Below are 22567 nucleotides of genomic sequence, written 5' to 3' on the forward strand. Positions count from 1 at the left end.
CTATTTCGAGTTCATAATTGTCGATCATGTCAGTAGTCCGACCCAACGTGATCTGGCAACAGGTTTAAATAGACTCCCGTCTGGAGTGTCCACCCATGAACGATAAGACCGAGGAACTCCGGGATATCTTCACTGACGTCACCGACGGCGAGGAAACCGTCACCGAGTCCCAAGAGAACACGCGCGGCTCCCTCGAGCGAGACGAGCGATCGGACGAGGATCGCCTCGAGAGTGTCGTCCAGCAGATGCGGGAACGCTACGCGTTCGAGACGCAGTTATCGGACGACGAGTTGATTGCGGTCGCCAGAGCCTTCTACGACGGCCGGAGCGACGAGGCGATCGCCGACGATCTCGGCGTCGATGCCGCGGACATCTTCGAGGCCCGGATGTCGCTGCACCTCGTCGGCGAGGACGACGCCGACGAAGTCGATCTCGCAGCGATCCGCAATCGCGAGGAAGACGACGCCACGCTCGCCGCGGAGTACGACGTCAGCGCCGACCGGATCCGTCGCTACCGGCGCATCGCCGCGGCCGAAGACGAGTCTCGAGCGGCCAACGACCGCTACCGCGACGAGTTCGACAGCATCCTCGCGGATTCGGAACTCTCCGAGCAGATGACCTCTGACCTCCGCGAGGACGGCCTCGAGGACGCGACCGAGGGGATGGAGACGAACGTGGACTTCTAGAACCCACCTTTTACGCTGCGTGAGGTTTCGCTGGTTACTACCAGCGAAACCTCCCTCGGTAAAAGCTGGACCAAAAGCACTCCTCTTTCCCCTCCACTCGCTCCGGATCAGTCGTCGGCCCGCTCGCTCACTCCGTTCGCTCGCGGATGCATCGACCTTCGCTCCGCCTACCTGTAAGCTCACGAGACTTCTTATGCGAAGGCGCGGCCAGACGGTTCGTGACTGACACTCGAGTCTCGTTTAGCGATCTCCGAACCGCCGCCTACTGCGCCCGGAAGTGTTACTACGAGCGGACCCGCGACGATGTCAACCGCGAGCCACCGCCCGAGGTCGAGCGGGTTCGAGATCTCGAGCCCCGGTACGAAGCCCTGCTCGAGGCCCCGCCGGACGACCTCGCGGCGGAACCGATCGCCCGCTCGCCGACCCAATACCGCGATCGGCTGGCTGCGACCAGACGGCGACTCGAGGACGCGGGTCAGTGGGACCGGCTCCGGAATCCCCGCGATCGGGAAGTGCTCGCGACCGGCCGGGACTGTCGCGGGATCGTCCACAAGGTACTCGCAGACCCGCTCGAGCCGGTGGTTGTCTCGCCGGGCGAACCGCCCGACAACGGCGTCTGGCGATCCCAATCGGTCCACGCGGTCGCGGCCGCCAAGGCGCTGGCGTGGGAGCACCAGGAACCGGTCGAACGGGCGTGGCTCGAGTATCCGGCCGCCGGTGTGATTCGGTCGGTGCGGATGACGACGCGACGGAAAGCCCAGTATCGGAGCGCGCTCCGTGCGGTTCGGGAACTGGACGGGCCGCCGTCCCGGACGAACAATCGCTCGAAGTGCGAGTCCTGCGAGTTCGCCGCGGAGTGTGGCGTCAAAACCCGGACCGTGCGGTCGCTGCTGGGATTGTAGCCCGTCGGCGCGAGCTACCGACCTCGCGCGTATTTCAGGACCGCGGTCGTGACGGCGAAGACGAGCCCGAAGGTGATGCCGATCGGCACCGCGCTCTCGAGGGACTGCCCACCGATCACGATCCCACTGCCGGCGTACACACCGCCGGGGACCGCGACGGCGAGGAGGAACCACAGCACTGGTTGCGTCCCGAACCACGACTCGTGGTGGGATGACTGCTCATGGGGCGACGTATGCGAACCTATCGGATCGTTGTCTTATATAGCTATCGTCGCCCAACGGGACGGCAGCAGCGGGTACCGGGCGATCGGCAGTCGCGGCTGTCGAGGTTCAGTGTCGCTCGAGCCAGACCTCGATCTCGTCGGCCATCGCGCCGCGTCGGTGGATCGTTTCGCTCGAGACGTCGACGACGGTGCTTTCGGTCCCGCCGTCGGTTTCCCCGTCGTCGAGGACGACGGCCGCGGCCTCGCGGATCTCGGGATCGAGGTCGGCGACCCGTCGGGCGCTCGCCCGTCCGCTGACGTTCGCACTGGTCGACGTGATCGGCGTCCCGGCCCGCTCACAGAGTCGCAGCGCGACGGCGTGGTCCGGTACCCTGACTCCGACGCGGTCCCGCCCTGCCGTGAGTTCGTCGGGGACGGACTCGCGTCGCCGGCAGAGGACCGTCACGGGGCCGGGGAGAAACGTTCCCATGAACTGTCGCTCCCGCTCGGTCGCGCGGACGTGTCGCAGCGCCGACGGGACCGAGGGCACCGCGAAGGAGATCGGTTTCGAGCGGTCCCGGCCTTTCACCTCGAAGACGCGCTCGACGGCGGCGGGATCGAGGGCGTCCGCGGCGAGGCCGTAGACCGTCTCGGTCGGGTAGACGACGAGCTCCCCCGCCTCGATCGCCTCGGCTGCGCGGTCGAACTCGCTCATTCGATTCGAAATCGGTGGATCGCGCGCAAAAAGCTGTCGCTCAGCGCCGGTTACTCGAGGCCGAGTTCCGCCTCGAGGGCGTCGTAGTCGGGGAAGTCGGGCCAGTCGGTAGCGACCCACGCGCCCTCGACCGTTCGATCGACGCCGAGCGCGAAGAAGGCGACCCGCGGTTCGCTGATACCGGTCATGCCGTCGAGGTCGTGGTCGATCCCGTACGATTCCGCGACCCTGTTGCCGGGGTCGGCGAAGAACGCGAAGGGGTAGTCGTTGTCCTCGAGGAACCGCTTGACGCCGTAGGGCGTCGAGGCCGTGACGCCGACGACGCGGTCCGCACGTTCGTCCCAGTTGCGTTCTGCGAGTTCGTCCCAGATGTACTTGGCGAGGAACGAGCCGGTCATCGGGGTGAAGACGAGGATGGTTCGACCCTCGCCATCGCCGACGAGGTCCGACAGCGTTCGATCCTCCCAGAACTCGTCGGTGACGAACGGTCGGGTGAACTCGGGGGCTTCCTCGCCGGGTTCGGGGTGGTCCGCCGGACCCAATTCGACGACATCGAACTCCGGCATCAGTCGTCACCTCCGGCACCCGCCGCGGCCGCGTCGGGACGGTCGCGCCCGTAGGTCGACTCGAGGTAGTCGGCGATGTTGGCGCTCTCCGCCATCGTGACGCCGGTGTTCTCGTCGACGACGACGGGAACGGTCCGGACGCCGGCGACGCGCTTGACGACGTTCCGTTCGGAGTGCATCGGTTCGACGAACCGCGACCGGTACGAGAGGTCGTACTCGTTGAGCAGCCGGGCGACCCGCTCGCAGTACGGACAGCCCTGGAGCCGGTAGAACGTGATCGGTGGCTCGGCGGTCTCGCTCATACTCGAACGTAGGGGAACGGACCGGGTAAACGTGTCGTCGCCGGCGGCGATGTCCGTAACCCGTTGTAAAATGGGAAACGGTTAACCGATCCGGCTATAAGGCTGTATATCAATGGCGTTGTCTCCGCTGTTTGCGGTTCCGTTGGCTGCCTATGAAGTCCCGTTCGTGGGACTCGAGTTCGATCAGTCGGTAGTGACGACTCTCGGCGCGCTCGCCGTCGTCGTCCTCATCGCCCTCTCCGGGTTCTTCTCCTCGTCCGAAATCGCGATGTTCAACCTGCCGAAACACCGGCTCGAGGGGATGATCGAGGACGACGTCCCGGGTGCGGAGTTGGTCAAGGGGCTCAAGAACGACCCCCACCGGCTGCTCGTGACGATTCTGGTCGGCAACAACATCGTCAACATCGCGATGTCCTCGATCGCGACGGCGATCCTGTCGATGCACTTCGGCGGGCTGGTCGGGGTCTTGCTCGCGACGTTCGGGATCACCGCGCTCGTCCTCCTGTTCGGCGAGAGCGTCCCGAAGTCCTACGCCGTCGAGAACGCCGAGACGTGGTCGATTCGCATCGCGAGGCCGCTGAAGGCGACGGAGTACTTGCTTTATCCGCTGATCGCCCTCTTCGATTACCTGACGCGCCAGATCAACAACCTCATCGGATCGACGGGTGCGATCGAGTCGCCGTACGTGACCCGTGACGAAATTCAGGAGATGATCGAGTCCGGCGAGCGCGAGGGGGTCTTAGAGGAGGAGGAACACGAGATGCTCCAGCGGATCTTCCGCTTTAACAACACGATCGTCAAGGAGGTGATGACTCCGCGACTCGATATGACCGCGGTTCCGAAAGACGCCGAGATCGACGAGGCGATCGAGACCTGTATCCAGAGCGGCCACGCCCGCGTCCCCGTCTACGAGGGCAGCCTCGACAACGTCCAGGGCGTCGTTCACATCCGCGATCTGGTGCGCGATCTCAACTACGGCGAGACCGGCGACGCCGAACTCGAGCTGGCGGATCTCATCCAGCCGACGCTGCACGTGCCCGAATCGAAGAACGTCGACGAACTCCTGACCGAGATGCGGGAAAACCGGATGCACATGGCGATCGTCATCGACGAGTTCGGGACTACGGAGGGGCTGGTGACGATGGAGGACATGATCGAGGAGATCATCGGCGAGATCCTCGAGGGCGGCGAGGAACAGCCTATCGAGGAGATCGACGACGACACCGTCCTCGTCCGCGGCGAGGTCAACATCGAGGACGTCAACGAGTCGCTGGAGATCGACCTCCCCGAGGGCCAGGAGTTCGAGACCATCGCCGGCTTCATCTTCAACCGCGCGGGCCGGCTGGTCGAGGAAGGCGAGGAGATCACCTACGACGGCGTCCGCATCACGGTCGAGACCGTCGAGAACACCCGCATTCTGAAAGCTCGCCTCAAGAAACTCGAGGTGCCGGACGAGGAGAATGAGACGGAGGCGGAAAGCGAGGCTGCGCCGATGGAAATCGACGAAAACGACGAGTGAGCCGCGTCGTCCGAGTTCTTCGACCGGTCAGTCCCGCGATTCGACGATCGCCGCGATGTCGCGAGCGACCGCCGGCGGAACGACGATCCGGCGCGGCCCCTGTACGTACTGGCCGTCCGGCTGAGCGTACGTGAGCCCCAGCACTGCGGCGTCCCCGATTTCTCGGACCGACACGGTATCGATCACCGCGAGGTCGATCGCCTGCTCCGGTTCGTAGAGGTAGATCGTCCCCTCGTCGCGGTCGAGCGCGCCGACGGACTGCAGGAACGAGGCGAGGACGAGGGCGATGAGCGCGAGCGGGAGACAGAGGGCCGCCAGCCCGGTAAAGGGGCCGGCACCGGCCAGTAACCCGGTCTGGGAGACGTATCGACCGATTCCCATCAGCCCGCCGATGACCGACCCCATCACGACCGTCCCGACGGCGGCGTCCATCGCCCGATTCAGGCTCGTTCCTGAGGGCACGTCGACCGGGAGCTGCCGGACGAGTCGCTCGAGGTGTCGTTCGGTTTGACTCGAGGCGGCCAGCGCGAGGACCGTCGCGGCGAATGCGACGACGAGCGCGGTGATGATGGTCCGGCCGGCCCCGCCGGCGGCTTCGCCGGCGACCCTGTACAGTCGCCACCAGATGACGATGCCGATCGCGGCGAAGAAGGTACCGACCCCGAGCATCCACAGGAGGCGCACGGTGCGGGAGGTGCTCGCGTCCCGCCGCCACTGGATCGTCTCGTCGGGAGTGTCGGTGACGTCGACGGCGTCCTCGTCCATACTCGAACTCACGATCCGTCGTGTAAAGACCGTTCGATGTCGGCCCGCTCAGAGGAGGATCGCGCCGACGGCGGTGTAGCCGACGTAGGAGACGACGATCGCACCGGCGAGCGACCCGATCCACGCGAGCACGGTAACGCCCATCTTGCGGGCGCTGACGCCGCCGCCGCTGCCGGCCGCGGCGTAGCCGCTCCCGATGATCGCGCTGACGATAATTTCGTTGAACGAGACCGGAATGCCGTACAGGACCGCGGCCTGCGCGATGATAAAGGAGGGGATGAGCGCGGCGATCGACCGCCGCGGCCCCAGCGAGGAGTAGTCCTGCGAGATCGCCTTGATCATCCGCGGCGCGCCGGTCCACGACCCCAGTAACAGGCCGAAGCCGCCGCCGACGAGCATCGCGATCAGCGGCAGGTCCAGTTCGCCCGACAGCGGGATCAGCGGACCGATCGCGAGCCCGACCTGACTGCCGCCGGCGGAGAACGCGACGAGCCCGCCGAGGATCAGCAGGAAGTGGCGCTCGCCCCGTTCGGTTCCACTTCTGAGATCGACCGCGATCGCGCCCGCCCACAGCGCCGCGATCACGAGCGTCGCGGCGGCGGTTCCGGCGATCGCCGGTCCGGGAATCCAGCCGCTCGAGGCCTGTGCGATCGACGCGCCGCCGGGCCCTGATCCGAGGAGCGCGAACTCGATGTTGGCGACGATCGCGCCGACGACGGCGGCCAAGACGATGATGAGGTACTCCTCGGCGACCACCTCGGCGCGGAGCGCTCGGGCGACCGCGTAGGCGATCGAGCCCCCGACAAAGGGTGTCAGGACCCACAGCGTGGCGATCTGGGTGTACTTCGGCCACGCCGGGTCACCGCCCATCGCGAGACCGGTCCCGATGACTGCGCCGGTAACGGTAAACGCCGTCGCTATCGGATAGCCAGTGAAGATACCGATCGCGACCAGCCCGGCCGCGATGAGCAGGGCGAGCGTGGCGGCAAGCGACGAGAGCGTCACGTCGCCGCCGATCAGTCCGGTCCCGACTGCCTCGGAGACGTTCGCCCCCTGTAGAACTGCGCCGGCGAAACCGAGCAGTCCGACGAGAAAGCCCGCTCGCATCACCGAAATCGCGTTCGCGCCGACGGCCGGTGCGAACGGGGTTGAGCCGCTCGAGCCGGCACCGATCGCCCAAGCCATGAAGAGACTCGCGAGTGCGGCCACGAGAAAGGTTCCGAGCGTGGCGATTTCGACCATCTACTCGCCTCCTATTAGCGGATCGTACAAGTGTGTGCCGACCTGCCCTTGCCAGCGGCGGCCGAACAGAGAGCGCAATCGCACAGGTTCTGCTCGAGTCAATGCGGTGGGGAGATCCGCGAGCATCTGCCCGATTATCGTGCCCGTTTTCCGCCGCATGGGAACCGCACGTATTACTCGACTGGCTCGGAATCGGTCGCGACGTGCTCGAGAAAGAACCCCCTGTTTCTGTACAGGATCCAGAGTCCGGTCAGCCAGAGCGTTGTCGCGGTCACGATACCCAGTAGCAGATCGAATCTCCTTCGACGGTCCCTTCGTTGAGAACACCGAAGAACCCCGCTATAACGTGGCAACTCCAGGTAAGGAATCCGCCGGCGAGACCGATCGGTCGGCCGGTAATGATCGTCCAACCGAGAGTGACCGTGCACCCGCCTACGACGATCAATGGCCACGTCCCGAGAGAGGCAGCCCCACTACTGCCTCGAATAGCGATCCGGATCCCGTTGAGAAGGATGAGCCAGCCCAGTATTCCGACGCTGAGTGGGGCTTTATTCATAGTTGTTTGAGAGGCCATTTCTCTGCCCCGATCTGAGTAAATACTATGCCAATAATTATGATTTTCTAAGAGGTGGCCTACAGACGGTCATGGCTGAGGGGCTCGCAGACGGACTGATGGCTGCCACACTCACAGGGGTGTTACTCTAGAGAGTGCGCACCCGATTAGAGCGAGTCGCGACTTTTGCTGGCGAGTGATGTCGGTACCGTACCCGACGTCGAAGACTGTCGCACGTCGGTTTCGTTTGTACCCCCTGATCGCTAGGTTCGGCTAGCTATTCGTCACGCTGGTCCGTTCGAGATAACACTCCGCGTGGCAGGCTCGCCGATCTCGATACCATGATCTGCGTTCTCGCTCAGTTCGTCGTCGACCGCGAGTTATCGTCGGGCTCCGGCGGCGGCTCGGCGCCCTCGATGGCCTCGGACGCGTCGGTGTCCTTCTCGACTTCGACGTGCCAGCGGTCGACCTCGTCCTCGTAGTCGGCGAGCCGGTCGGAGACGCTCTCCTTGAGCACGTCGTCGTTGACGTTGACCTCGAAGACGAACTGCTCGCCGTTCCCGCCGTTGCGCGCGGCCTGCTGGATGTTGGCGCTGATGAGTTCGTTGTCGAAGTAGTAGGGCGCGAGCTGGGTCATCACGTTCTGGTAGACCGTGTCCTCGACGCGACGCAGGGCCTTCCGGCTCGCGGAGTCGGCAGCGCGCGCGACGTAATCGATCGACTCCTTCCAGTTGTCGACCGCGGCCTCGGCGTCGTCGTCCTCGAGTTGCTCGTAGGACTCCGAGAGCTTCTCGCCGGCGGTCTTGATGTCTTCGTCCGGCTCTTTGCCGGCTTTCTCGCCTTTCCCTTCCTCGACGCTGGCCTGATCGGCGGTCTTTTCGCTGACGTCGGAATCGAGGGTTTCGTGGGCCTTGGGACGCCACTCGTCCCACTCCTCGAAGGCGCGTGCGAAGCGCGCGCCGTACTCCTGGTCAGGATCGTGGACATCGACGTCTCGAAGCGCGCGCGTGATGCGCTCGCCGTGTTCGACGATGTCGCCCCAGTCACCGCGAACTTTGAACCCCGAGATGCTCTCTTCCATTCGGCTGGCCGAGTGGTAGCGTGCGGATAGGTATAAACTTCTCTGCCGTCCGTCGCCTGTCCGGGGGACGGCCTTAGCGCTGCCCGCCCATCTGCTGGCCACCACTCATCGGTTGCTGTCCGCCCATTTGCTGGCTCCCCATCGGCGGCTGTCCGCTCGTTTGTTGACCGCCCATCGGTTGCTGTCCACTCATCCGTTGGCCGCCCGTTTGCTGGCCGCCCATCTGCTGGCCGCCACCGACCATCTCGAGGAGCGTCGTACAGGAGTCGATCGTGCGGTCGATCGCCGAAATCGTCTCGGCGACGTGGGGGTGTTGCTGGAACTGCTGGAGTTCGGGCAGGCTCTCGGTCGCGATCCGGACGAACGTGTCCGCGATCTCGGGCCCGAACATCGAGTCGCGCGCGATCAGCTTCTCGTTGAACTCGGCCAGCTCCGCGATGTCGCGACAGATAGCCGCACACGTCGCGAGCTGTGGCCCCTCCGACGCGCACATCTTCGCACACCAGTCGGCGATGTGGGACAGTTCGGTGAAGTCCTCGAGCGCGATCCGGAGCTCGTTCGTGAGGTGGTTCTCGAACGACTGCCGGCCCTGCGTTCCCTGTCCGGCCATCCCCTGCCCGGTCATCTGCTGGCCGCCCATTTCCTGTGTTCCCATCCCCTGACCGCCCATTTGCTGGCCGCTCCCCATCGACTGCTGACCGCCCGTCTGTTGGCCGCCCATGGGTTGCTGGCCGCCGCTCATCCCTTGGCCCCCCATCTGTTGGCCGCCGGGGGTCCCGCGCTCGCCCGTCATCCGTGTCGGCTGCTGTCCGCCCTGCCGTGGCTGTTGGTTCTGGTGACTCATTGGAATGCAGTGCCCGTGATGGAGCGTCGGGGCCTACGCCGATCGAGCGATTAAACCGGTCCCACCGTTTCGACCGTTTCCGGTACCCAAGAACGGTTTTCGATCCGTGCGGTCAGCGCTCGAATTCGACCCGCAGCGTCGATCACGGCTCGGTAAAATCGTATTAGCGGTCTCAAGCCGATCTTTCGCGAGCCGTCGATGCCTCGAGATCGCGTTCCGGCGCGGGGCTCGCGGGTGATCGATACTGTGAACTACCCGGCGAGTGGCTGTAGGGATATGCCGATCGAAGACCGGGACAACGCGTATCTCATCACGCATGCATTGGCGAAGGACACGCTCTCGCGCCTGCGCGACGTCGAGACCGAGCAGGTCAGCTTCCGAAAGGGGCTGGTCAAACTCGGCCGGATCTGTGGCTACGAGATCATCGACGGCCGCATGGAAACCGAGTACGTCGAGATCGAGACGCCCCTCGAGCAGACCATGGGCGAGCGCGTCCGCGGGCTCGACGACGTCGTCATCATCAACGTGCTCCGCGCCGCGACGCCCTTTGTCGAGGGACTGCTGAAGGCGTTCCCGCGAGCGCGACAGGGCGTCATCAGCGCGAGCCGCGACGAGGAGGCCGGCCGCGCCGAGGACGGCTCGTTCCCCATCACCGTCGACTACGTGAAACTGCCCGAGATCCACGAGGAGGACACGGTCATCATCGCCGATCCGATGCTCGCGACGGGGAGTACGATGTGTACCGTCCTCGAGCACGTCGTCGAGAACGCCGTGCAACCGGAGAACCTGATCGTCCTCTCCGCGGTGTCGGCACCCGAAGGACTGCTCCGGGTCAACGAAGCGGTCGACGAGGCCGACCTGCTGACGGTGTCGATCGACGACCGCCTCGACGAGGACGGCTTCATCGTCCCCGGGCTCGGCGACGCCGGCGACCGGGCGTTCCGGACGACCTGAGCGGCGGCTCGGGTCCCAAGGGGTGGCGACGGACTTTTGCGGATCGCCTCGAATCGACTCTCCATGCGTTACAGCGTCGTCGATCCGGACAACCTCGAGCGAGTCGATGAACGACCCTGCGATCTCCGCCGACTGAGCGACGCGGCGGGCATGGAAACCGTCGCGATCAACCGGTTCGATGCGGAGCCGGGCGAGCAGTTGCCGCTGGCCTATCACTATCACGAAACCCAAGAGGAGGCGTTCGTCGTCCTTTCCGGAACGCTTCACGTCGAGACGCCCGACGAGGAGTTTACGGTCCCGCAGGGGTCGCTGTTCGCTGTCGAACCCGGCGCGCCCCAGCGAGCGTACAACCCCGACGACGCCGACGACGCGGTCTCGGTGATCGCGGTCGGCGCGCCGCCGGTCGACGGCGACGCCGTCCCGTACGAGCCCGAGGAGTGAGCGTCGCGCGATTTTCGACCGGTCTCGAGCGGGTCTCGAGCAGTTGTCTCGCCTCGTGCACCCGGTCGTCTCGTCCCAGATCGTTACTCTCCGGTCCCGCAGGTGTCGATTCCCAGCACCGCGTTCGCCGGACACCGCTGGATGATCGCGGTTGCGAGGACGTCGCTACCGGCGATGAACGCCAGCGTGCCGAGCGTCCGATCCCGATTTCGGTAGCCGACGACGAGGAGTATCGCCGCGAGGACGAGGCGGCCGAACCGGTCGAATCCGCCGACGTTTCGGTCCATGGGCGGGCGGACGACCTCGATGCGGGAATAACTGGTCCCGAGTTCCGCCGTTTCGATCGCGTTCGGCCCGTTCATGACCATAATACACGTTTAAGGATATAAGGTTGTGGAAACTGATTTATTAGTGAACGAACATCTGCCAATCAACCTCAACCGTGTGTGTATCCGTAGCAGCATTCGGATTATGATTGACAATCAAAAATCTATATATGGCTCCGTTACTACGGCTCGGAGTATGTCATACGATTTCAACAGACGATCTTTCGTGAAGGCGGCAGGTATTACTGGGATTGCCGGCCTCGCCGGCTGTCTCGGTGGGGAAGGGGACGGTAACACGCTCTCGTGGGACGCCGGCGGCACCGGCGGAACGTACTATCCGCTTTCGGGGAATTTCAAGGACATCCTCGAGGACAACACGGACTACTCCCTGCAGGTGAAGTCGACCGGGGCCAGCGTCGAAAACGTCAGCAGCCTCAACCGAGAGGAGGCCGACTTCGCGCTGATCCAGAACGATATCGCGTACTTCGCGACGAACGGAACCGGTATCGAGGAACTCCAAGGCGAGGGGATGGATAACATCCGCGGCGTCGCGACGCTGTACCCCGAGACGATCCACGTCATCACGCAGGCCGATTCGGGAATCGAGTCCGTCGAGGACCTCGACGGCGCGGCGATCAACACCGGCGCTCCCGGTAGCGGGACGCAGGTCAACGCCCTCCAGATCCTCGAGACCGCGGGGATCACGGAAGACGACTTCGAGGAGCAAAACGCCGACTTCGATACGGCGGCCGACCAGATCCGGGACGGCGATATCGACGCGGCGTTCGTCGTCGGCGGCTGGCCGGTCGGTTCCATCGAGGACCTCGCGACGAGCAACGATATCAGTCTGGTCGAAATCTCGGGCGACCTCCGAGAGGACATTCGATCCGAGGCCGAGTGGTTCGCCGACGATACCGTTCCCGCCGGCACCTACAACGGCGTCGACGCCGATGTCGAAACCGTCTCCGTCCAGGCGATGATCGCGACCCACGACGGGGTCGAAGACGATGTCGTCGAAACGGTGACGGCGGCGATCTTCGACAACACTGACGATCTCAACTACAAGACGGACTTCATCAGCGCCGACTCGGCCCAAGAGGGGATGCCGATCGACCTCCACCCCGGCGCCGAAGCGTACTTCGGATAACGCACCGGGTCACCTTCGATAAGTTATATGCAACGACCGACCAGACGGTCCGTCGCTATCGCCGCACTCGTAGTGGTTGCCGCCCTCCTCGGATCGGCAGCCGTCGTGTCATCGGCTTCGGGCGGGCAGACGCTCGTCGTCACCGATGCCGATTCGGGCGAGCGCCTGCTCGAGGTCCCCGTCGACGACGGTGACGAGGTAACGCTGGCGTACACCCATAGTGTCGAAAAGACGCCGGTCGAGGACGTGTACGTCGTCGAGGATGACGTCCTCCGGATGGATCGGATGGTGTTCCATTCTCACGGCGCGGGGCTCCCGGCCGCCGAGTCGATGGAACGGACCGACGAGGGACTCGTCGTGACGCGCAACGATACCTACGAGGCGGTCCCGGTCGCGCCCGGCTCGATCGCCGGTCACGAACTCGTGATCGACGGTGAGCGGTACGATCTGGTCGAGCGGTCCGACGGGCCCGTCGATATCTCCGTCGACGGCGGACTGTTCGATACGGCCCTCCTGACCGACCGTTTCACGGCGGCCGATTCGAAACTCGACGACGGACGATATTCTGACTCCCTATGAGCATTGATACGAATACGGACGCGGTTTCGGAGGAAGAGCAAGAAGAAATCATGCAGGAAGTCGAGCGCCGCCGCACCCTTCGGGGTCCCGCGGTCGTCGCCGTCGCGCTGGTCGGCATCCTGTTTTCGGCGTTTCAACTGTGGCTCGCCGCGCGCAGCCGTGAGTTCGGCGCGACGCTGCCGGTCGTCGGCGAATTCTCCCTCGGTTCGCTCCAACAGCTACAGGTCAACGCGATCCACGTCACGTTCGCGTTGATCCTCGCGTTCCTGCTCTTCCCGGGGAGCCGGGGAGACGGGTTCGTCGCCAGACGGCTCGGTCGGATTTCGCCCGCCCTCCAGTCGAAGCTCGGGCCGGATCACCCGCTCTCGAGGGCGGCGACGCGACTCGCGGACGGGGTCCGCTGGGCCGCCGTCGATCCCGAGATGAATCGGATCACGCCGGTCGACGTCGCGCTCGTCGTCCTCTCGATCCTTCCCACGTACTACATCGTCACCGAGATCGAGGAGATTCAGCAGTTCGCGGTCCTCGGGATCCACGGTGCCCGCCCGCTCCACGAGATGTATCCCTTCCTCGAGCCGCTGGTCACTGCCGCCACGATGGTCGGCATTCCGCTCGATAGCGTCTCCTACGCGTTCCTCCTCGGGACGCTCGGTATCCTGTTGGTCCTCGAGGCGACCAGACGGACCCTCGGGGTCCACCTCATGTCGCTGGTCGGCCTGTTCATCGCCTACGCCCGGTGGGGATACGTCATCCCGAGCGATTCGCCGATCGGCGCGCTCTCGATCCTCCCCGAAACGTGGGGCAGCATCGTCTACAACCTCTGGTACACGGTCGAAGCGGGCATATTCAGCGTGCCCGTCACCGTCAGCGTTCGGTTCATCTACATCTTCGTCCTCTTCGGTGCGTTCCTCGAGATGAGCGGCGCCGGCAAGTGGTTCATCGACCTCGCCTACTCGGCGACCGGGACCCGGAAGGGCGGCCCGGCGAAGGCGAGCGTCGTCTCGAGCGGCTTCATGGGGATGCTCAGCGGCTCGTCGATCGCGAACACGGTCACGACCGGTGCGTTCACGATCCCGCTGATGAAACGGTCGGGCTACTCGCCCGAGTTCTCCGGGGCCGTCGAATCCTCCGCCTCGTCGGGCGGACAGATCCTGCCGCCGGTGATGGGGGCGGCCGCGTTCCTCATCGTCGAGTACACCGGCACACCGTACCCGGACGTGATCGTTGCCGCGACCCTGCCCGCCATCGCGTTCTTCTTCGGGATGTGGGTGATGGTTCACTTCGAGGCCGTCCGCGGCGGTATCGGCGGACTGCCGCGCGCGGAACTGCCCGACGCCCTCGACGCGCTCCGGACAGGCTGGTTCTATCTGGTGCCGATCGCGCTCCTGATCTACTTCCTCGTCTTCGCTCGCCTCTCGATCGCTCGCGCCGGCTGGTACACGATCCTCGCCATCGTCGCGCTAGTCGCGGTCGTCGCCGCCTACAACGAGCGGAACGCCGTCCCGCTGCTAGGATCGATCGCCGCGCTCTTCGTCGCCCAACTCGCGGCCTTCGCGACCTACGGGGTCGGACTCGCGAGCGCGGGACAGGTCCTACTCGGTCTCGAGTCGGCGGCCGATCCGTACTCGCTCGGTGCCGCAGCGTCCGCCGCGGTGTCGGACCTCGGGCTGATCGCGATCCTCGTCAGCGTCGCCTTCCTGCTCGCTCGACCGCGCGCGGACTCGCCGCTGCTCGAGTTGGACGAGGCGGTCGACGAGTCCGCACAGCGGTCCGCGGCGGCGATCAACCGGCCGTCGCTCGCCGAGAACACCGGCTATCGACTCGGCACGTTCGTGCTGAAATCGATGGAGTCCGGCGCACGCACCGCGACGACGGTCGTTATCGCGGTCGCCGCGGCGGGCGTCGTCCCCGGCGTCATCAGCGTCTCCGGACTGGGGCCGAACCTCGCCGCGCTCATCTCGGCCGTCAGCGGCGGTTCGATCCTGCTCTTGCTCGTCCTCACCGGGATCGCGTCGATCATCTTCGGGATGGGGATGCCCACGACCGCGATGTACATCATCCTGGTCGCGATGCTCGGCGGGCCGATCGAGGAGGCCGTCGGGACGGTCCTCGCCGCCCACCTCTTCGTGCTCTACTTCGGGCTGATGGCGGACGTGACGCCGCCCGTCGCCGTCGCCGCCTTCGCCGGTGCGGGCATCGCCAAGGCCGACGAACTCAAGACCGCGATCAGCGCGTTCCTGCTCTCGCTGAACAAGATCCTCGTCCCCTTCGCCTTCGTCTTCTCGCCGGGCATCCTGCTCGTCCGCGAAACGGGCGACGGATGGGGCGTTATCGGCTTGGCCGACGTCTCGGATCTCGGCTTCTTCCTCCCCGAAGTCGTGGTCCCGGTCCTCGGGATGTTCCTCGGGGTCTACGCCCTCGGCGTGACGATCATCGGCTGTCAGTTCTCGCCGGTCGACTCCGGGAATCGCACGCTGTACGCGATCGCGTCGATCCTGCTGATGGTCCCCGAAATTCCCCTGCTCATCGTCGAGGCAGTGCTCTCCCTGGCCGGCGTCTCCATTGGCCTCACCGGTCTCACGGTCACGCTCCTGTTGCGAGCCGTCGGGCTGGTGATTCTCGTCGGTCTCTCCCAACGTAACCGCTCTCGACTGCCGGGGTCCGAGACGGACGTCTCCGCTCCGACGGCGGACGCGTAACCCGCTCTCCGATTCGGTTACTATTTTAACACGAGCGGTCGAACGCGTACCCGTGTCCGACCGAAAGCCGATCGCCTCGAGCGACACCGCTGGCAGCACCGACGACCGACCGGACGCGGCATTTCAACTCGCGTTCGGTGGATACGTCGGCGCGCTCCTCGCGGGCATCGCGGCGGTCGTCGCCGCGCTCACTACCGCCCCGTTACTGTTCGTGCCCGGTGCGGCCGTCGCCGGGTTCTCGAGCGGCTGTCTCGTTGGAATCGCGATCGCGAGGCGCGTCCGCGGACTCGCGGGTCGGATCGGTCGAACCCGTCGCCGTCGGGCGGCGGTCGTCGCGCTTGCCGTCCCGTTCGGAGCGGTGGCCGTCGTATCGGTGTTCGGAGCGCTCGAGTCGCGGCTCGCGCCCGTTGCGCTCGTCGCGGCGGTCGCCGTCGCCGTCACCGGCTCGCTGCTGGGGTGGGTCGCACAGACCCGGTACGTCGACGCGATCACAGGTGACGACCCCGCGGCCGCGTGGCCGTGGACCCCGCCGGGCAATCCGATACTGGATGCCGTCGTGCTCGCGCTGTGGCTCCTGTTGGGCGGGGCGAACGCCGCCGCGGGTGACTGGACGCCGTCGATCGTGTGGTTCGGGCTGGCGATATTCTGGGTCTGTGGCGGCCTCGCCGAGGGCCGATGGCGCGTGGGGTCGCTCAGCGACGCGCCCGAAGTCCGGGTTTACGAGGCCGGGCTCGTCAAACGGCGGCCGTACACGCGCTCGCTCGTCCCGTGGACTGACATCTCGCACGTGCGGCTACGCGAGGACGAACTCGTGGTGGATCGCGGCTTCCTCGACGTTCGCTTCGATCGCGACGAACTCGAGGACCTCGAGGCGCTTCAGACCGAAATCGAGGGCCGCCTGCCGGACGACGCACCCGGCGTTTGGACACGGTAACGGTCCACCAGCGGCCGCCGTCTTTCAGCCGTCGGCCGCCTCACTCGAGGTCGGCGCGGTCGCTCGTCGCGCTCCGAATCCGGTCCCGGAGCGCCTCGCCGTCGGCGAGTGGCACACGCACGTCGAAACTGACCGCGGCCGCGTAGTCGGCTTCGAACTCGTAGCCCTCGCTCTCCAGAATCGACCGCACGGTCCCCGAGTCGTCGTACTCGACGGTGATCCGCAGTTGCTCGTGGGGGTGTTCCTCGACGATGCCGGCTTTCTCGACCGCCTCTTTCACCGCACGGGAGTACGCCCGGACGAGGCCGCCGACGCCGAGGTTCGTCCCGCCGTAGTAGCGGGTCACGACGATCGCGCAGTTCTCGAGGTCCTGCTGGGTCAGGACGTTCAGCGCCGGCTTGCCGGCCGAGCCGGAGGGCTCGCCGTCGTCGCTCGAGTACTCCCGGAGGAAGTGGCCGTGGGTCCCGTCGTCGCCGGTCCGCACGCGGTAGGCGGGGACGTTGTGGGTGGCGTCGGCGTACTCCTCGCGGACGGTTTCGACGAACGACTCGGCGGCGTCGACGGATTCGACGGGTTGGACGTGGCCGAGGAACTCGGACCCTTGGACGACGAACTCGGCGGTGGCGGACTCCGCGACGGTTCGGTACGCGTCGCTCACGCCCGCTCACGCTCCGCGTCTCGTCGGCCACATTGCCGGTTTCGGTGCTCGAGGCTGGCCATAGCGATGGTCGGTGCTACCCCGGCCGGCGAAAAGAGCCCGTCGGTCCCCGCGGTTCGGTCGTCGGGGACGGTTGCAGGACGTTTCGCCCCGACCCGTACGCTATTACTGTTCCATGTGTTATATGCACACATGGACGGCGAGACTATCGACGCCGAACTGGCGGACGAACTCCGCAGCGTTTGCCGGACGACGGTCGGAGACGAACTGCGCAGTATCACCTACTTCACCGAGGCCGACGTCGAGCAGTTGTATCTGCGGTCGGACTTGGAGCAGACCGCCGACCTCATCGGCTTCGCCGAACACGAGCGGCTGGGCTTTCGCTCCCAGTCGGCCTACCGGAACACGCAACTCGGCGAGTATCAGGCGACGATCCGCATGTTCGAGAACGGCTACCTGTCGCGGGTCATCCGCGGCCCACACGGCGTCTGGGTGACGACCGACGACATGTCCATGGAGCGCTTCGAGGAACTCACGAGCGCCCTCGAGTCGGTCCTCGACGACTTCGCGGACACCGTCGACGTCGACGCGGACGGGGACTGACCCCGAGCCGACCGCCGATCACTGGATCTCGATCTTCCGGACGAACTCGAGGTCGCGAATCGCGGTGATCGTCTCGCCGGGGAGTTCCTCGTCGGTGATCAGGTAGAGCCGGGGCTCGTCCGTGAACTCGGGGTCCTCGCTGATCGTCTGGCGGATCGAGATGCCGTGATCGGCCAGCGTCCCGGTGACCTGCGCGACGATCCCCTCCCGCTCGGCGTCGATCACCTCGATCGAGAGCACCGTCAGGTCCAAGACCGGCGCTAAATCCATCAGGCTCGGTACCTGCGAGATGTTCTGGAAGATGCGGCGCAGTTCGTCGTCCTCGAGGATGACATCGGTCGTGGAGTCGACGACCCGTCGGTCGACACCGATCTCGCGGGCGATCCCCGTGTTCGGGATCTCGATCCCGCCGGAGACGACCCGCCCGTCGTCGTTGACGGAGAACCCCCGCTCGAGCAGCAGCCGGATCACCGCCTGCTGGCTCGGCGATCCCTCGAATTTCTCCATGATCTCGTCGAACATTCGTTGCCGAGTGTACGGCCGCTCCGGTATAATGTCCGGTGATCGGTCTCGAGCGGCGATTCCGCCGTTCCATCGCAGCCGCGAGCGATCCGTGGGACACTCCGTCTGACGGATGCTTTTTTACCGTCCCCGTGAGAGCCGACACTATGCGCGAACTCCGGAGCTGTGACTTCTGTGACGCCGAGGCCGTCGGCGCGTTCGAGATCGTCCCGCCCGAACTCGAGCCGACCGAGGCCGAACAGCGCCGCGTCGTCCCCTGTGCCGACTGCAAAGATCGACTCGAGACGCTGCTCGAACCGCTGCTCGCCCGCGCCGGGGCCGAGAGCGGAGCCCGGTCCGAAACCGGTCCCGCCGACGGCGACCGCGATTCGACCGGCGACGACGAGACCGACGGTTCGGGAGCCGTCGTCGCTACCGCCGACGAATCGACGGAGAAACGACCCCGGACGACCAGTCCGAACGCGACCGTCTCGGAGACGCCCGCGGAGTCCGAAGACGGGACGACATCCCAGCCCGCCGACGAGGCCGATCCCGATTCCGACTCCGAATCGGACGCAGAGCCGGGACTCGAGGGCGGCATCACCTTCGAACGCGACGAGCGAACGGACGACGACGCCGCTGGGTCGGCGGACGAAGACGGCGACGAACCGGCGGACGGAGCGACGTCGAAAGAGCCGACGGAGACGGGAGACGCGTCGAACGCAGCGGCCGCGGACGACGCCGAGTCGACTGGCTCGAGCAACCGCCCGCCGACGGCGTACAACAAGGTCGTCCGACTCCTTCGCAACCGCGAGTTCCCGATGAAACGGACCGCCGTCGAAGAGTTGGCCGCGGGCGCCTACGACCTCGAGAGTCACGAGGTCGAGGCGATCGTCGACTACGCCGTCGAGGACGGCGAGTTCGTCGAGAAAGGGGGACTGCTCCGCCGTCCCTGAATCACGACCGGTCCGACCGCCGGCGCGACCGACTGCGCACGGTTCGTCCTCTACGGAGCGTCGGCGCTGTGGTGGCTGCTCGAGGTGCTCGTACTCTCTCAGGCTGGTGAACCGAGGGAGATGACTTCGAACGGGGGCTCGAGGACGGCGATATCGCGGTCCACGACGGTACCGGACGGCTGACGCGCGACGACCCGGCCGAGTACCGGTGGCCGGTCGTCGACGACTAGAGGGTCCCTTTCGTACTGGGAGTTCCGTCCCGCCGCTCGTCGAGCCGCGTCGCGTCGTCGAGGCTTCGTGCGAGCGCCTTGAACAGCGCCTCGACCTCGTGGTGGGCGTTCTCACCGTCGACCTCGAGGTGCAGCGTCAGACCGGCGTTCATCGCGAGCGACTCTCCGAAGTGACGCGCCATGTCGCTGGTGAACTCGCCGATTTCTGCCTGCGAGAACTCTCCGTCGAAGTAGAACCGCGGTCGCCCGCTCACGTCGACGACCGCGCCCGCGACGGCCTCGTCCAGCGGCACCCGCCGGTCCGCGTACCGGACGATCCCCGAGCGATCGCCCAGCGCCTCGTCGACGGCCTCCCCGAGCACGATCGCGACGTCCTCGACCGTGTGGTGGTCGTCGATCTCGAGGTCGCCGTCGCAGTCGACCTCGAGGTCGAACAGGCCGTGTTTGGCGAACGACGTCAGCATGTGATCGAAGAAGCCGATCCCGGTGTCGACCGCGGCCGCGCCGCTCCCGTCGATCTCGAGCGTGCACTCGATCGCCGTCTCGGCCGTCTCGCGCGTGATCGTCGCCGTTCGCTCGCTCATGCTAGATCCATACCGTTCCCGGTACAAGGGGATTCCGCTCGTCGCCGGCAGCCGGTCACCGACCGGGGACGTTGGCCGAATCCTGCTGTGCGCGTCCCACATTCGGAAAAATAAATCAAAAAGGGCTATAAAACGTCTAACGGTTTCTGAGGGCGTTTAAAAACGTCATTTCGATCCCATTACGGGGGTGAAACGGACCGAAACCACGCCAATCTTCAGCCGATTATATGATGGGTAGGGTGAATGTCGTAGTTGAGAAGAGGTGTCCCGATCCCATGTCCAACCCCTCCCCCGTTTCGAACGAATCGATCCCCCCGTCGAGCCCTGAGACGGAGCCCCAGCGCACCCGCCGCGTCGTCCGCTCGATCAAAGGCCCCGCCCAGTTCCTGTCGTTCTGGGTCGCCATCGCTCTGCCCTTCGTGCACCTCCCCCTCCTCGCACAGGGACTCGGCGATCCGACCGTCACGCTGACCTTCGGGGTCCTGTTGCTGGCTAACGTCTTCGCCCTCTACGCCGGCCACGGCTACGATAGCTGAGTCCGCCGCGTCGAATTCGAGCCCCGTCCCCCGGATCTCGACTGTTCCGTGCGGACCGTTTTCTGCCGAACTGTTATCCCGCTTCGCAGTACACGTGCAGACAGTCGATGACGATTCGCGTCGATTGGCGCTCGAGTTGTAGCCTCACCGGGACGGTCCTGAAGTGGCTCGCCGTCCCACTGGGTGGACCGCTCGCCCTCTCGCTCGTCGACGGCGACGACCCGGTCCCGTTTTTCCTCACCATCGCCGTCACCGTCGTCTTCGGAACCGCTCTCGAGAGATTGACCGCCGATCGCGAGATTCAACAGCGGGAGGCGTTCCTGATGGTCGCCCTGACGTGGCTGGGGGTCGCGCTGGTCGGCGCGATCCCGTTTCTCATCGCGGGCGACGGGGTGCTCGCACGACCCGTCAACGCCGTCTTCGAGAGCACCAGCGGCGTGACGACCACGGGCGCGACCGTCATCGAGGACTTCGGCGCGCACTCGCGGGCGATCATGCTCTGGCGGGCGGTCCTCCAGTGGCTCGGCGGCCTCGGGATCCTGATCGTCGCCATCGGCCTGTTCTCTCACCTGCTCGTCGGCGGTGCCCAGTTGATGGAGACCGAAACGCAGACGCAGAACGTCCACAAGCTCCGCCCCCATCTCGACGAGACCGCACGCCTCATCTGGGGGTTGTACATCGGCCTGACGGTCCTCACGACGCTCGCCCTCTTCGCGCTTTCCCTCGTTGGTCTCGCGCCGGAGATGGACCTCTACAACGCCGTCGCGCACGCGCTCACCAGCGTCTCCACCGCCGGATTCTCGCCCCAACCCGACAGCATCGGCGCGTTCTCCGCTTCGGTCCAGTGGACGCTGATCCCGGTCATGTTCCTCGGAGCGACCAACTTCGTGCTCCTCTACGCCGTGACGCAGGGCGATATCCGCCGGCCGCTCGAGTCCGACGAATTCCGGTTCTACGTCGGCCTCCTCGCGTCGATCACGGCGATCGTCGTCGCCATGCTCGTGCTCGACCCCGATCTCGCGATGGGCGTCGAGCCGACGATCCGTCACGGGCTGTTCAACGTGGTCTCGATGCTGACGACGACGGGCTACGCCTCGGTCAACTTCGATCTCTGGTCGCCCGGCGCGAAGCACATGCTGTTCCTCTGTATGTTCACCGGCGGGATGGCCGGATCGACGACGTGTTCGATCAAGTCGCTCCGCTGGCTGGTCATTCTGAAGGGGTTCCGCCGGACCCTGTTCACCGCCGTTCACCCGAACGCCGTGCGGCCGCTCCGGCTCGACGACTCGGTTGTCGACGAGGAGACGATCGGCGACGTCTTCACGTACGTCACCCTCGCGCTGGTCATCTTCTTCCTGCTCACGGTCGTGATCGTCGTCGACGCCGCCCGCGTCGGGACCCCGGTCGACGAGTTCGACGCCCTCGGCGCGGCCGCCTCGATCTTCCTCAACATCGGCCCCGCGTTCGGCGTCGCCGGCCCGTTCGACAACTACCTGGCCTTTTCGCCGCTGACCCGTGCGATCATGATCGTCATGATGTGGATCGGTCGCATCGAGATCATCCCCGTTCTCGTGCTGTTGACCCCAGAGTTTTGGCGTTCCTAACCAAACTTTTGCGCTGCGTGCGGTCGCGAAGCGACCGCACTCGGCAAAACTTTGATGAAAAGCACTCCTCCCTCCCTTACAGGTCGGTCGTCGGCCCGCTCGCTCAGCCTGCGGCTTCGCTCGCGGTGATATCGGTAAACCGCCTGCCCTTCCCCGAGTCGCACGGCTCTCGCATTGCTCGAGCCGTGCTCCCGGCCACCGAACATAGCCTGTTTTCAATCGCTTACGCCGTCCCGGACAGCGCACCGTCGTTCGAGTCGCCGTCGGGACAGAGGAACAGTCCGACTGCGAGTCCGAGAATCGCGGCGAGCGGGCCGACGAATATCATCGGCGGCAGGAGGGCGAACACGGCGGCCATCCGGACGTGATCGGACCGGTGGTAGTCGCGGTCGGCCATCGGTTTCTGATTCGATATTCGACAGCTTCAATCCAGCGTC

26 protein-coding genes are annotated in these 22567 nt (G+C 65.6%); 13 read left to right on the forward strand and 13 right to left on the reverse strand.

Annotated elements, in window-relative coordinates; genetic code table 11:
- The first annotated feature begins 95 nt into the window (after nucleotides 1-95).
- Together ACT4ML_RS11285 and ACT4ML_RS11290 are read left to right on the forward strand one after the other, a co-directional pair.
- On the forward strand, nucleotides 96-686 hold the full coding sequence (locus ACT4ML_RS11285; RefSeq protein WP_138243368.1) for a conditioned medium-induced protein 4: 591 nt from the start codon (nucleotides 96-98) through the stop codon (nucleotides 684-686).
- Nucleotides 687-904: 218 nt separating this feature from the next.
- The gene (locus tag ACT4ML_RS11290) at nucleotides 905-1588 is read left to right on the forward strand and encodes a CRISPR-associated protein Cas4 (protein ID WP_444720952.1); all 684 of its coding nucleotides are present in this window, start codon (nucleotides 905-907) and stop codon (nucleotides 1586-1588) included.
- A 14-nt stretch (nucleotides 1589-1602) separates the two neighbouring features.
- Here the strand turns inward: ACT4ML_RS11290 and ACT4ML_RS11295 are convergent, their stop codons facing one another.
- The 4 genes from ACT4ML_RS11295 to ACT4ML_RS11310 form a co-directional block, all read right to left on the reverse strand.
- Nucleotides 1603-1767: a hypothetical protein gene (locus ACT4ML_RS11295; RefSeq protein WP_444720953.1), complete on the reverse strand. Its 165-nt coding sequence runs from the start codon at nucleotides 1765-1767 to the stop codon at nucleotides 1603-1605.
- Between the two features lie 151 nt (nucleotides 1768-1918).
- Nucleotides 1919-2506, reverse strand: a complete 588-nt coding sequence (locus tag ACT4ML_RS11300; RefSeq protein ID WP_444720954.1) for an L-threonylcarbamoyladenylate synthase — start codon at nucleotides 2504-2506, stop codon at nucleotides 1919-1921.
- Nucleotides 2507-2556: 50 nt separating this feature from the next.
- Complete coding sequence (locus ACT4ML_RS11305) at nucleotides 2557-3072, reverse strand: redoxin domain-containing protein (protein WP_444720955.1); 516 nt, start codon at nucleotides 3070-3072, stop codon at nucleotides 2557-2559.
- Nucleotides 3072-3374 carry a glutaredoxin family protein gene (locus ACT4ML_RS11310; RefSeq protein WP_444720956.1) on the reverse strand — a complete coding sequence of 101 codons (303 nt, stop codon included), beginning with the start codon at nucleotides 3372-3374 and terminating at the stop codon, nucleotides 3072-3074. Before ACT4ML_RS11310 ends, ACT4ML_RS11305 begins: the two co-directional genes overlap by 1 nt.
- 112 nt (nucleotides 3375-3486) lie before the next feature.
- Here ACT4ML_RS11310 and ACT4ML_RS11315 point away from each other — a divergent pair, with 112 nt between their 5' ends.
- Complete coding sequence (locus ACT4ML_RS11315; protein ID WP_444720957.1) at nucleotides 3487-4893, forward strand: hemolysin family protein; 1407 nt, start codon at nucleotides 3487-3489, stop codon at nucleotides 4891-4893.
- Between the two features lie 27 nt (nucleotides 4894-4920).
- On the opposite strand, the gene ACT4ML_RS11320 is transcribed toward ACT4ML_RS11315, so the two are convergent.
- The 4 genes from ACT4ML_RS11320 to ACT4ML_RS11335 all read right to left on the reverse strand — a co-directional run bounded on the left by ACT4ML_RS11320 (nucleotide 4921) and on the right by ACT4ML_RS11335 (nucleotide 9378).
- Nucleotides 4921-5658, reverse strand: coding sequence for a hypothetical protein (locus tag ACT4ML_RS11320; protein WP_444720958.1), 738 nt, complete (start codon nucleotides 5656-5658; stop codon nucleotides 4921-4923).
- A gap of 48 nt (nucleotides 5659-5706) precedes the next feature.
- The gene (locus ACT4ML_RS11325; protein WP_444720959.1) at nucleotides 5707-6900 is read right to left on the reverse strand and encodes an anion permease; all 1194 of its coding nucleotides are present in this window, start codon (nucleotides 6898-6900) and stop codon (nucleotides 5707-5709) included.
- Between the two features lie 911 nt (nucleotides 6901-7811).
- Nucleotides 7812-8534: a DUF5828 family protein gene (locus ACT4ML_RS11330; RefSeq protein WP_444720960.1), complete on the reverse strand. Its 723-nt coding sequence runs from the start codon at nucleotides 8532-8534 to the stop codon at nucleotides 7812-7814.
- A 73-nt stretch (nucleotides 8535-8607) separates the two neighbouring features.
- Nucleotides 8608-9378 (reverse strand): hypothetical protein, encoded by a 771-nt coding sequence (locus ACT4ML_RS11335; RefSeq protein WP_444720961.1) that lies wholly within the window; start codon nucleotides 9376-9378, stop codon nucleotides 8608-8610.
- 276 nt (nucleotides 9379-9654) lie between these two features.
- Here ACT4ML_RS11335 and upp point away from each other — a divergent pair, with 276 nt between their 5' ends.
- Nucleotides 9655-10332, forward strand: a complete 678-nt coding sequence (gene upp, locus ACT4ML_RS11340; protein WP_444720962.1) for a uracil phosphoribosyltransferase — start codon at nucleotides 9655-9657, stop codon at nucleotides 10330-10332.
- A gap of 63 nt (nucleotides 10333-10395) precedes the next feature.
- Nucleotides 10396-10773: a cupin domain-containing protein gene (locus ACT4ML_RS11345; RefSeq protein ID WP_444720963.1), complete on the forward strand. Its 378-nt coding sequence runs from the start codon at nucleotides 10396-10398 to the stop codon at nucleotides 10771-10773.
- Nucleotides 10774-10856: 83 nt separating this feature from the next.
- On the opposite strand, the gene ACT4ML_RS11350 is transcribed toward ACT4ML_RS11345, so the two are convergent.
- Entirely contained in the window at nucleotides 10857-11135 is a 279-nt protein-coding gene (locus tag ACT4ML_RS11350) for a YgaP family membrane protein (RefSeq protein ID WP_444720964.1), read from the reverse strand.
- A 160-nt stretch (nucleotides 11136-11295) separates the two neighbouring features.
- Here ACT4ML_RS11350 and ACT4ML_RS11355 point away from each other — a divergent pair, with 160 nt between their 5' ends.
- The 4 genes from ACT4ML_RS11355 (at nucleotide 11296) to ACT4ML_RS11370 (ending at nucleotide 16458) form a co-directional block, all read left to right on the forward strand.
- On the forward strand, nucleotides 11296-12246 hold the full coding sequence (locus ACT4ML_RS11355; RefSeq protein ID WP_444720965.1) for a TAXI family TRAP transporter solute-binding subunit: 951 nt from the start codon (nucleotides 11296-11298) through the stop codon (nucleotides 12244-12246).
- Between the two features lie 105 nt (nucleotides 12247-12351).
- Nucleotides 12352-12825, forward strand: coding sequence for a DUF1850 domain-containing protein (locus ACT4ML_RS11360; protein WP_444720966.1), 474 nt, complete (start codon nucleotides 12352-12354; stop codon nucleotides 12823-12825).
- Nucleotides 12822-15524 carry a TRAP transporter permease gene (locus ACT4ML_RS11365; protein WP_444720967.1) on the forward strand — a complete coding sequence of 901 codons (2703 nt, stop codon included), beginning with the start codon at nucleotides 12822-12824 and terminating at the stop codon, nucleotides 15522-15524. The genes ACT4ML_RS11360 and ACT4ML_RS11365 overlap by 4 nt, the downstream gene beginning before the upstream one ends.
- A gap of 52 nt (nucleotides 15525-15576) precedes the next feature.
- A complete protein-coding gene (locus ACT4ML_RS11370; RefSeq protein ID WP_444720968.1) occupies nucleotides 15577-16458 on the forward strand; it encodes a hypothetical protein in 882 nt (293 codons plus the stop codon).
- A 40-nt stretch (nucleotides 16459-16498) separates the two neighbouring features.
- Here ACT4ML_RS11370 and ACT4ML_RS11375 read toward each other — a convergent pair whose 3' ends face one another.
- Nucleotides 16499-17116 (reverse strand): IMPACT family protein, encoded by a 618-nt coding sequence (locus tag ACT4ML_RS11375; protein ID WP_444720969.1) that lies wholly within the window; start codon nucleotides 17114-17116, stop codon nucleotides 16499-16501.
- 192 nt (nucleotides 17117-17308) lie between these two features.
- Between ACT4ML_RS11375 and ACT4ML_RS11380 the strand changes: the two genes are divergently transcribed.
- On the forward strand, nucleotides 17309-17719 hold the full coding sequence (locus ACT4ML_RS11380; protein WP_444720970.1) for a DUF7522 family protein: 411 nt from the start codon (nucleotides 17309-17311) through the stop codon (nucleotides 17717-17719).
- Nucleotides 17720-17737: 18 nt separating this feature from the next.
- Here ACT4ML_RS11380 and ACT4ML_RS11385 read toward each other — a convergent pair whose 3' ends face one another.
- On the reverse strand, nucleotides 17738-18241 hold the full coding sequence (locus ACT4ML_RS11385; protein WP_138243387.1) for an amino acid-binding protein: 504 nt from the start codon (nucleotides 18239-18241) through the stop codon (nucleotides 17738-17740).
- 146 nt (nucleotides 18242-18387) lie between these two features.
- Here ACT4ML_RS11385 and ACT4ML_RS11390 point away from each other — a divergent pair, with 146 nt between their 5' ends.
- Complete coding sequence (locus ACT4ML_RS11390) at nucleotides 18388-19176, forward strand: hypothetical protein (protein ID WP_444720971.1); 789 nt, start codon at nucleotides 18388-18390, stop codon at nucleotides 19174-19176.
- Between the two features lie 226 nt (nucleotides 19177-19402).
- Here ACT4ML_RS11390 and hisB read toward each other — a convergent pair whose 3' ends face one another.
- Nucleotides 19403-19990, reverse strand: coding sequence for an imidazoleglycerol-phosphate dehydratase HisB (gene hisB, locus ACT4ML_RS11395; protein ID WP_444720972.1), 588 nt, complete (start codon nucleotides 19988-19990; stop codon nucleotides 19403-19405).
- A 275-nt stretch (nucleotides 19991-20265) separates the two neighbouring features.
- On the opposite strand from hisB, the gene ACT4ML_RS11400 reads away from it, so the two are divergent.
- Nucleotides 20266-20526, forward strand: a complete 261-nt coding sequence (locus ACT4ML_RS11400; RefSeq protein WP_138243390.1) for a hypothetical protein — start codon at nucleotides 20266-20268, stop codon at nucleotides 20524-20526.
- 107 nt (nucleotides 20527-20633) lie between these two features.
- Complete coding sequence (locus tag ACT4ML_RS11405; RefSeq protein WP_444720973.1) at nucleotides 20634-22130, forward strand: TrkH family potassium uptake protein; 1497 nt, start codon at nucleotides 20634-20636, stop codon at nucleotides 22128-22130.
- A gap of 223 nt (nucleotides 22131-22353) precedes the next feature.
- On the opposite strand, the gene ACT4ML_RS11410 is transcribed toward ACT4ML_RS11405, so the two are convergent.
- Nucleotides 22354-22527: a hypothetical protein gene (locus tag ACT4ML_RS11410; RefSeq protein ID WP_444720974.1), complete on the reverse strand. Its 174-nt coding sequence runs from the start codon at nucleotides 22525-22527 to the stop codon at nucleotides 22354-22356.
- Between the last annotated feature and the right edge of the window lie 40 nt (nucleotides 22528-22567).

It is taken from the genome of Natrinema sp. LN54, assembly GCF_052439245.1.
GTDB classification, from domain to species: domain Archaea; phylum Halobacteriota; class Halobacteria; order Halobacteriales; family Natrialbaceae; genus Natrinema; species Natrinema versiforme_A.

Coding starts and splice junctions, on each gene's coding strand:
- ACT4ML_RS11410 (WP_444720974.1), bottom strand. CDS start 22,527: ATGGCCGACCGCGACTACCACCGGTCCGATCACGTCCGGATGGCCGCC.
- upp (WP_444720962.1), top strand. CDS start 9,655: ATGCCGATCGAAGACCGGGACAACGCGTATCTCATCACGCATGCATTG.
- hisB (WP_444720972.1), bottom strand. CDS start 19,990: ATGAGCGAGCGAACGGCGACGATCACGCGCGAGACGGCCGAGACGGCG.
- ACT4ML_RS11335 (WP_444720961.1), bottom strand. CDS start 9,378: ATGAGTCACCAGAACCAACAGCCACGGCAGGGCGGACAGCAGCCGACA.
- ACT4ML_RS11405 (WP_444720973.1), top strand. CDS start 20,634: ATGACGATTCGCGTCGATTGGCGCTCGAGTTGTAGCCTCACCGGGACG.
- ACT4ML_RS11330 (WP_444720960.1), bottom strand. CDS start 8,534: ATGGAAGAGAGCATCTCGGGGTTCAAAGTTCGCGGTGACTGGGGCGAC.
- ACT4ML_RS11320 (WP_444720958.1), bottom strand. CDS start 5,658: ATGGACGAGGACGCCGTCGACGTCACCGACACTCCCGACGAGACGATC.
- ACT4ML_RS11305 (WP_444720955.1), bottom strand. CDS start 3,072: ATGCCGGAGTTCGATGTCGTCGAATTGGGTCCGGCGGACCACCCCGAA.
- ACT4ML_RS11355 (WP_444720965.1), top strand. CDS start 11,296: ATGTCATACGATTTCAACAGACGATCTTTCGTGAAGGCGGCAGGTATT.
- ACT4ML_RS11390 (WP_444720971.1), top strand. CDS start 18,388: ATGCGCGAACTCCGGAGCTGTGACTTCTGTGACGCCGAGGCCGTCGGC.
- ACT4ML_RS11315 (WP_444720957.1), top strand. CDS start 3,487: ATGGCGTTGTCTCCGCTGTTTGCGGTTCCGTTGGCTGCCTATGAAGTC.
- ACT4ML_RS11380 (WP_444720970.1), top strand. CDS start 17,309: ATGGACGGCGAGACTATCGACGCCGAACTGGCGGACGAACTCCGCAGC.
- ACT4ML_RS11310 (WP_444720956.1), bottom strand. CDS start 3,374: ATGAGCGAGACCGCCGAGCCACCGATCACGTTCTACCGGCTCCAGGGC.
- ACT4ML_RS11400 (WP_138243390.1), top strand. CDS start 20,266: ATGTCCAACCCCTCCCCCGTTTCGAACGAATCGATCCCCCCGTCGAGC.
- ACT4ML_RS11285 (WP_138243368.1), top strand. CDS start 96: ATGAACGATAAGACCGAGGAACTCCGGGATATCTTCACTGACGTCACC.
- ACT4ML_RS11350 (WP_444720964.1), bottom strand. CDS start 11,135: ATGAACGGGCCGAACGCGATCGAAACGGCGGAACTCGGGACCAGTTAT.
- ACT4ML_RS11300 (WP_444720954.1), bottom strand. CDS start 2,506: ATGAGCGAGTTCGACCGCGCAGCCGAGGCGATCGAGGCGGGGGAGCTC.
- ACT4ML_RS11345 (WP_444720963.1), top strand. CDS start 10,396: ATGCGTTACAGCGTCGTCGATCCGGACAACCTCGAGCGAGTCGATGAA.
- ACT4ML_RS11385 (WP_138243387.1), bottom strand. CDS start 18,241: ATGTTCGACGAGATCATGGAGAAATTCGAGGGATCGCCGAGCCAGCAG.
- ACT4ML_RS11325 (WP_444720959.1), bottom strand. CDS start 6,900: ATGGTCGAAATCGCCACGCTCGGAACCTTTCTCGTGGCCGCACTCGCG.
- ACT4ML_RS11365 (WP_444720967.1), top strand. CDS start 12,822: ATGAGCATTGATACGAATACGGACGCGGTTTCGGAGGAAGAGCAAGAA.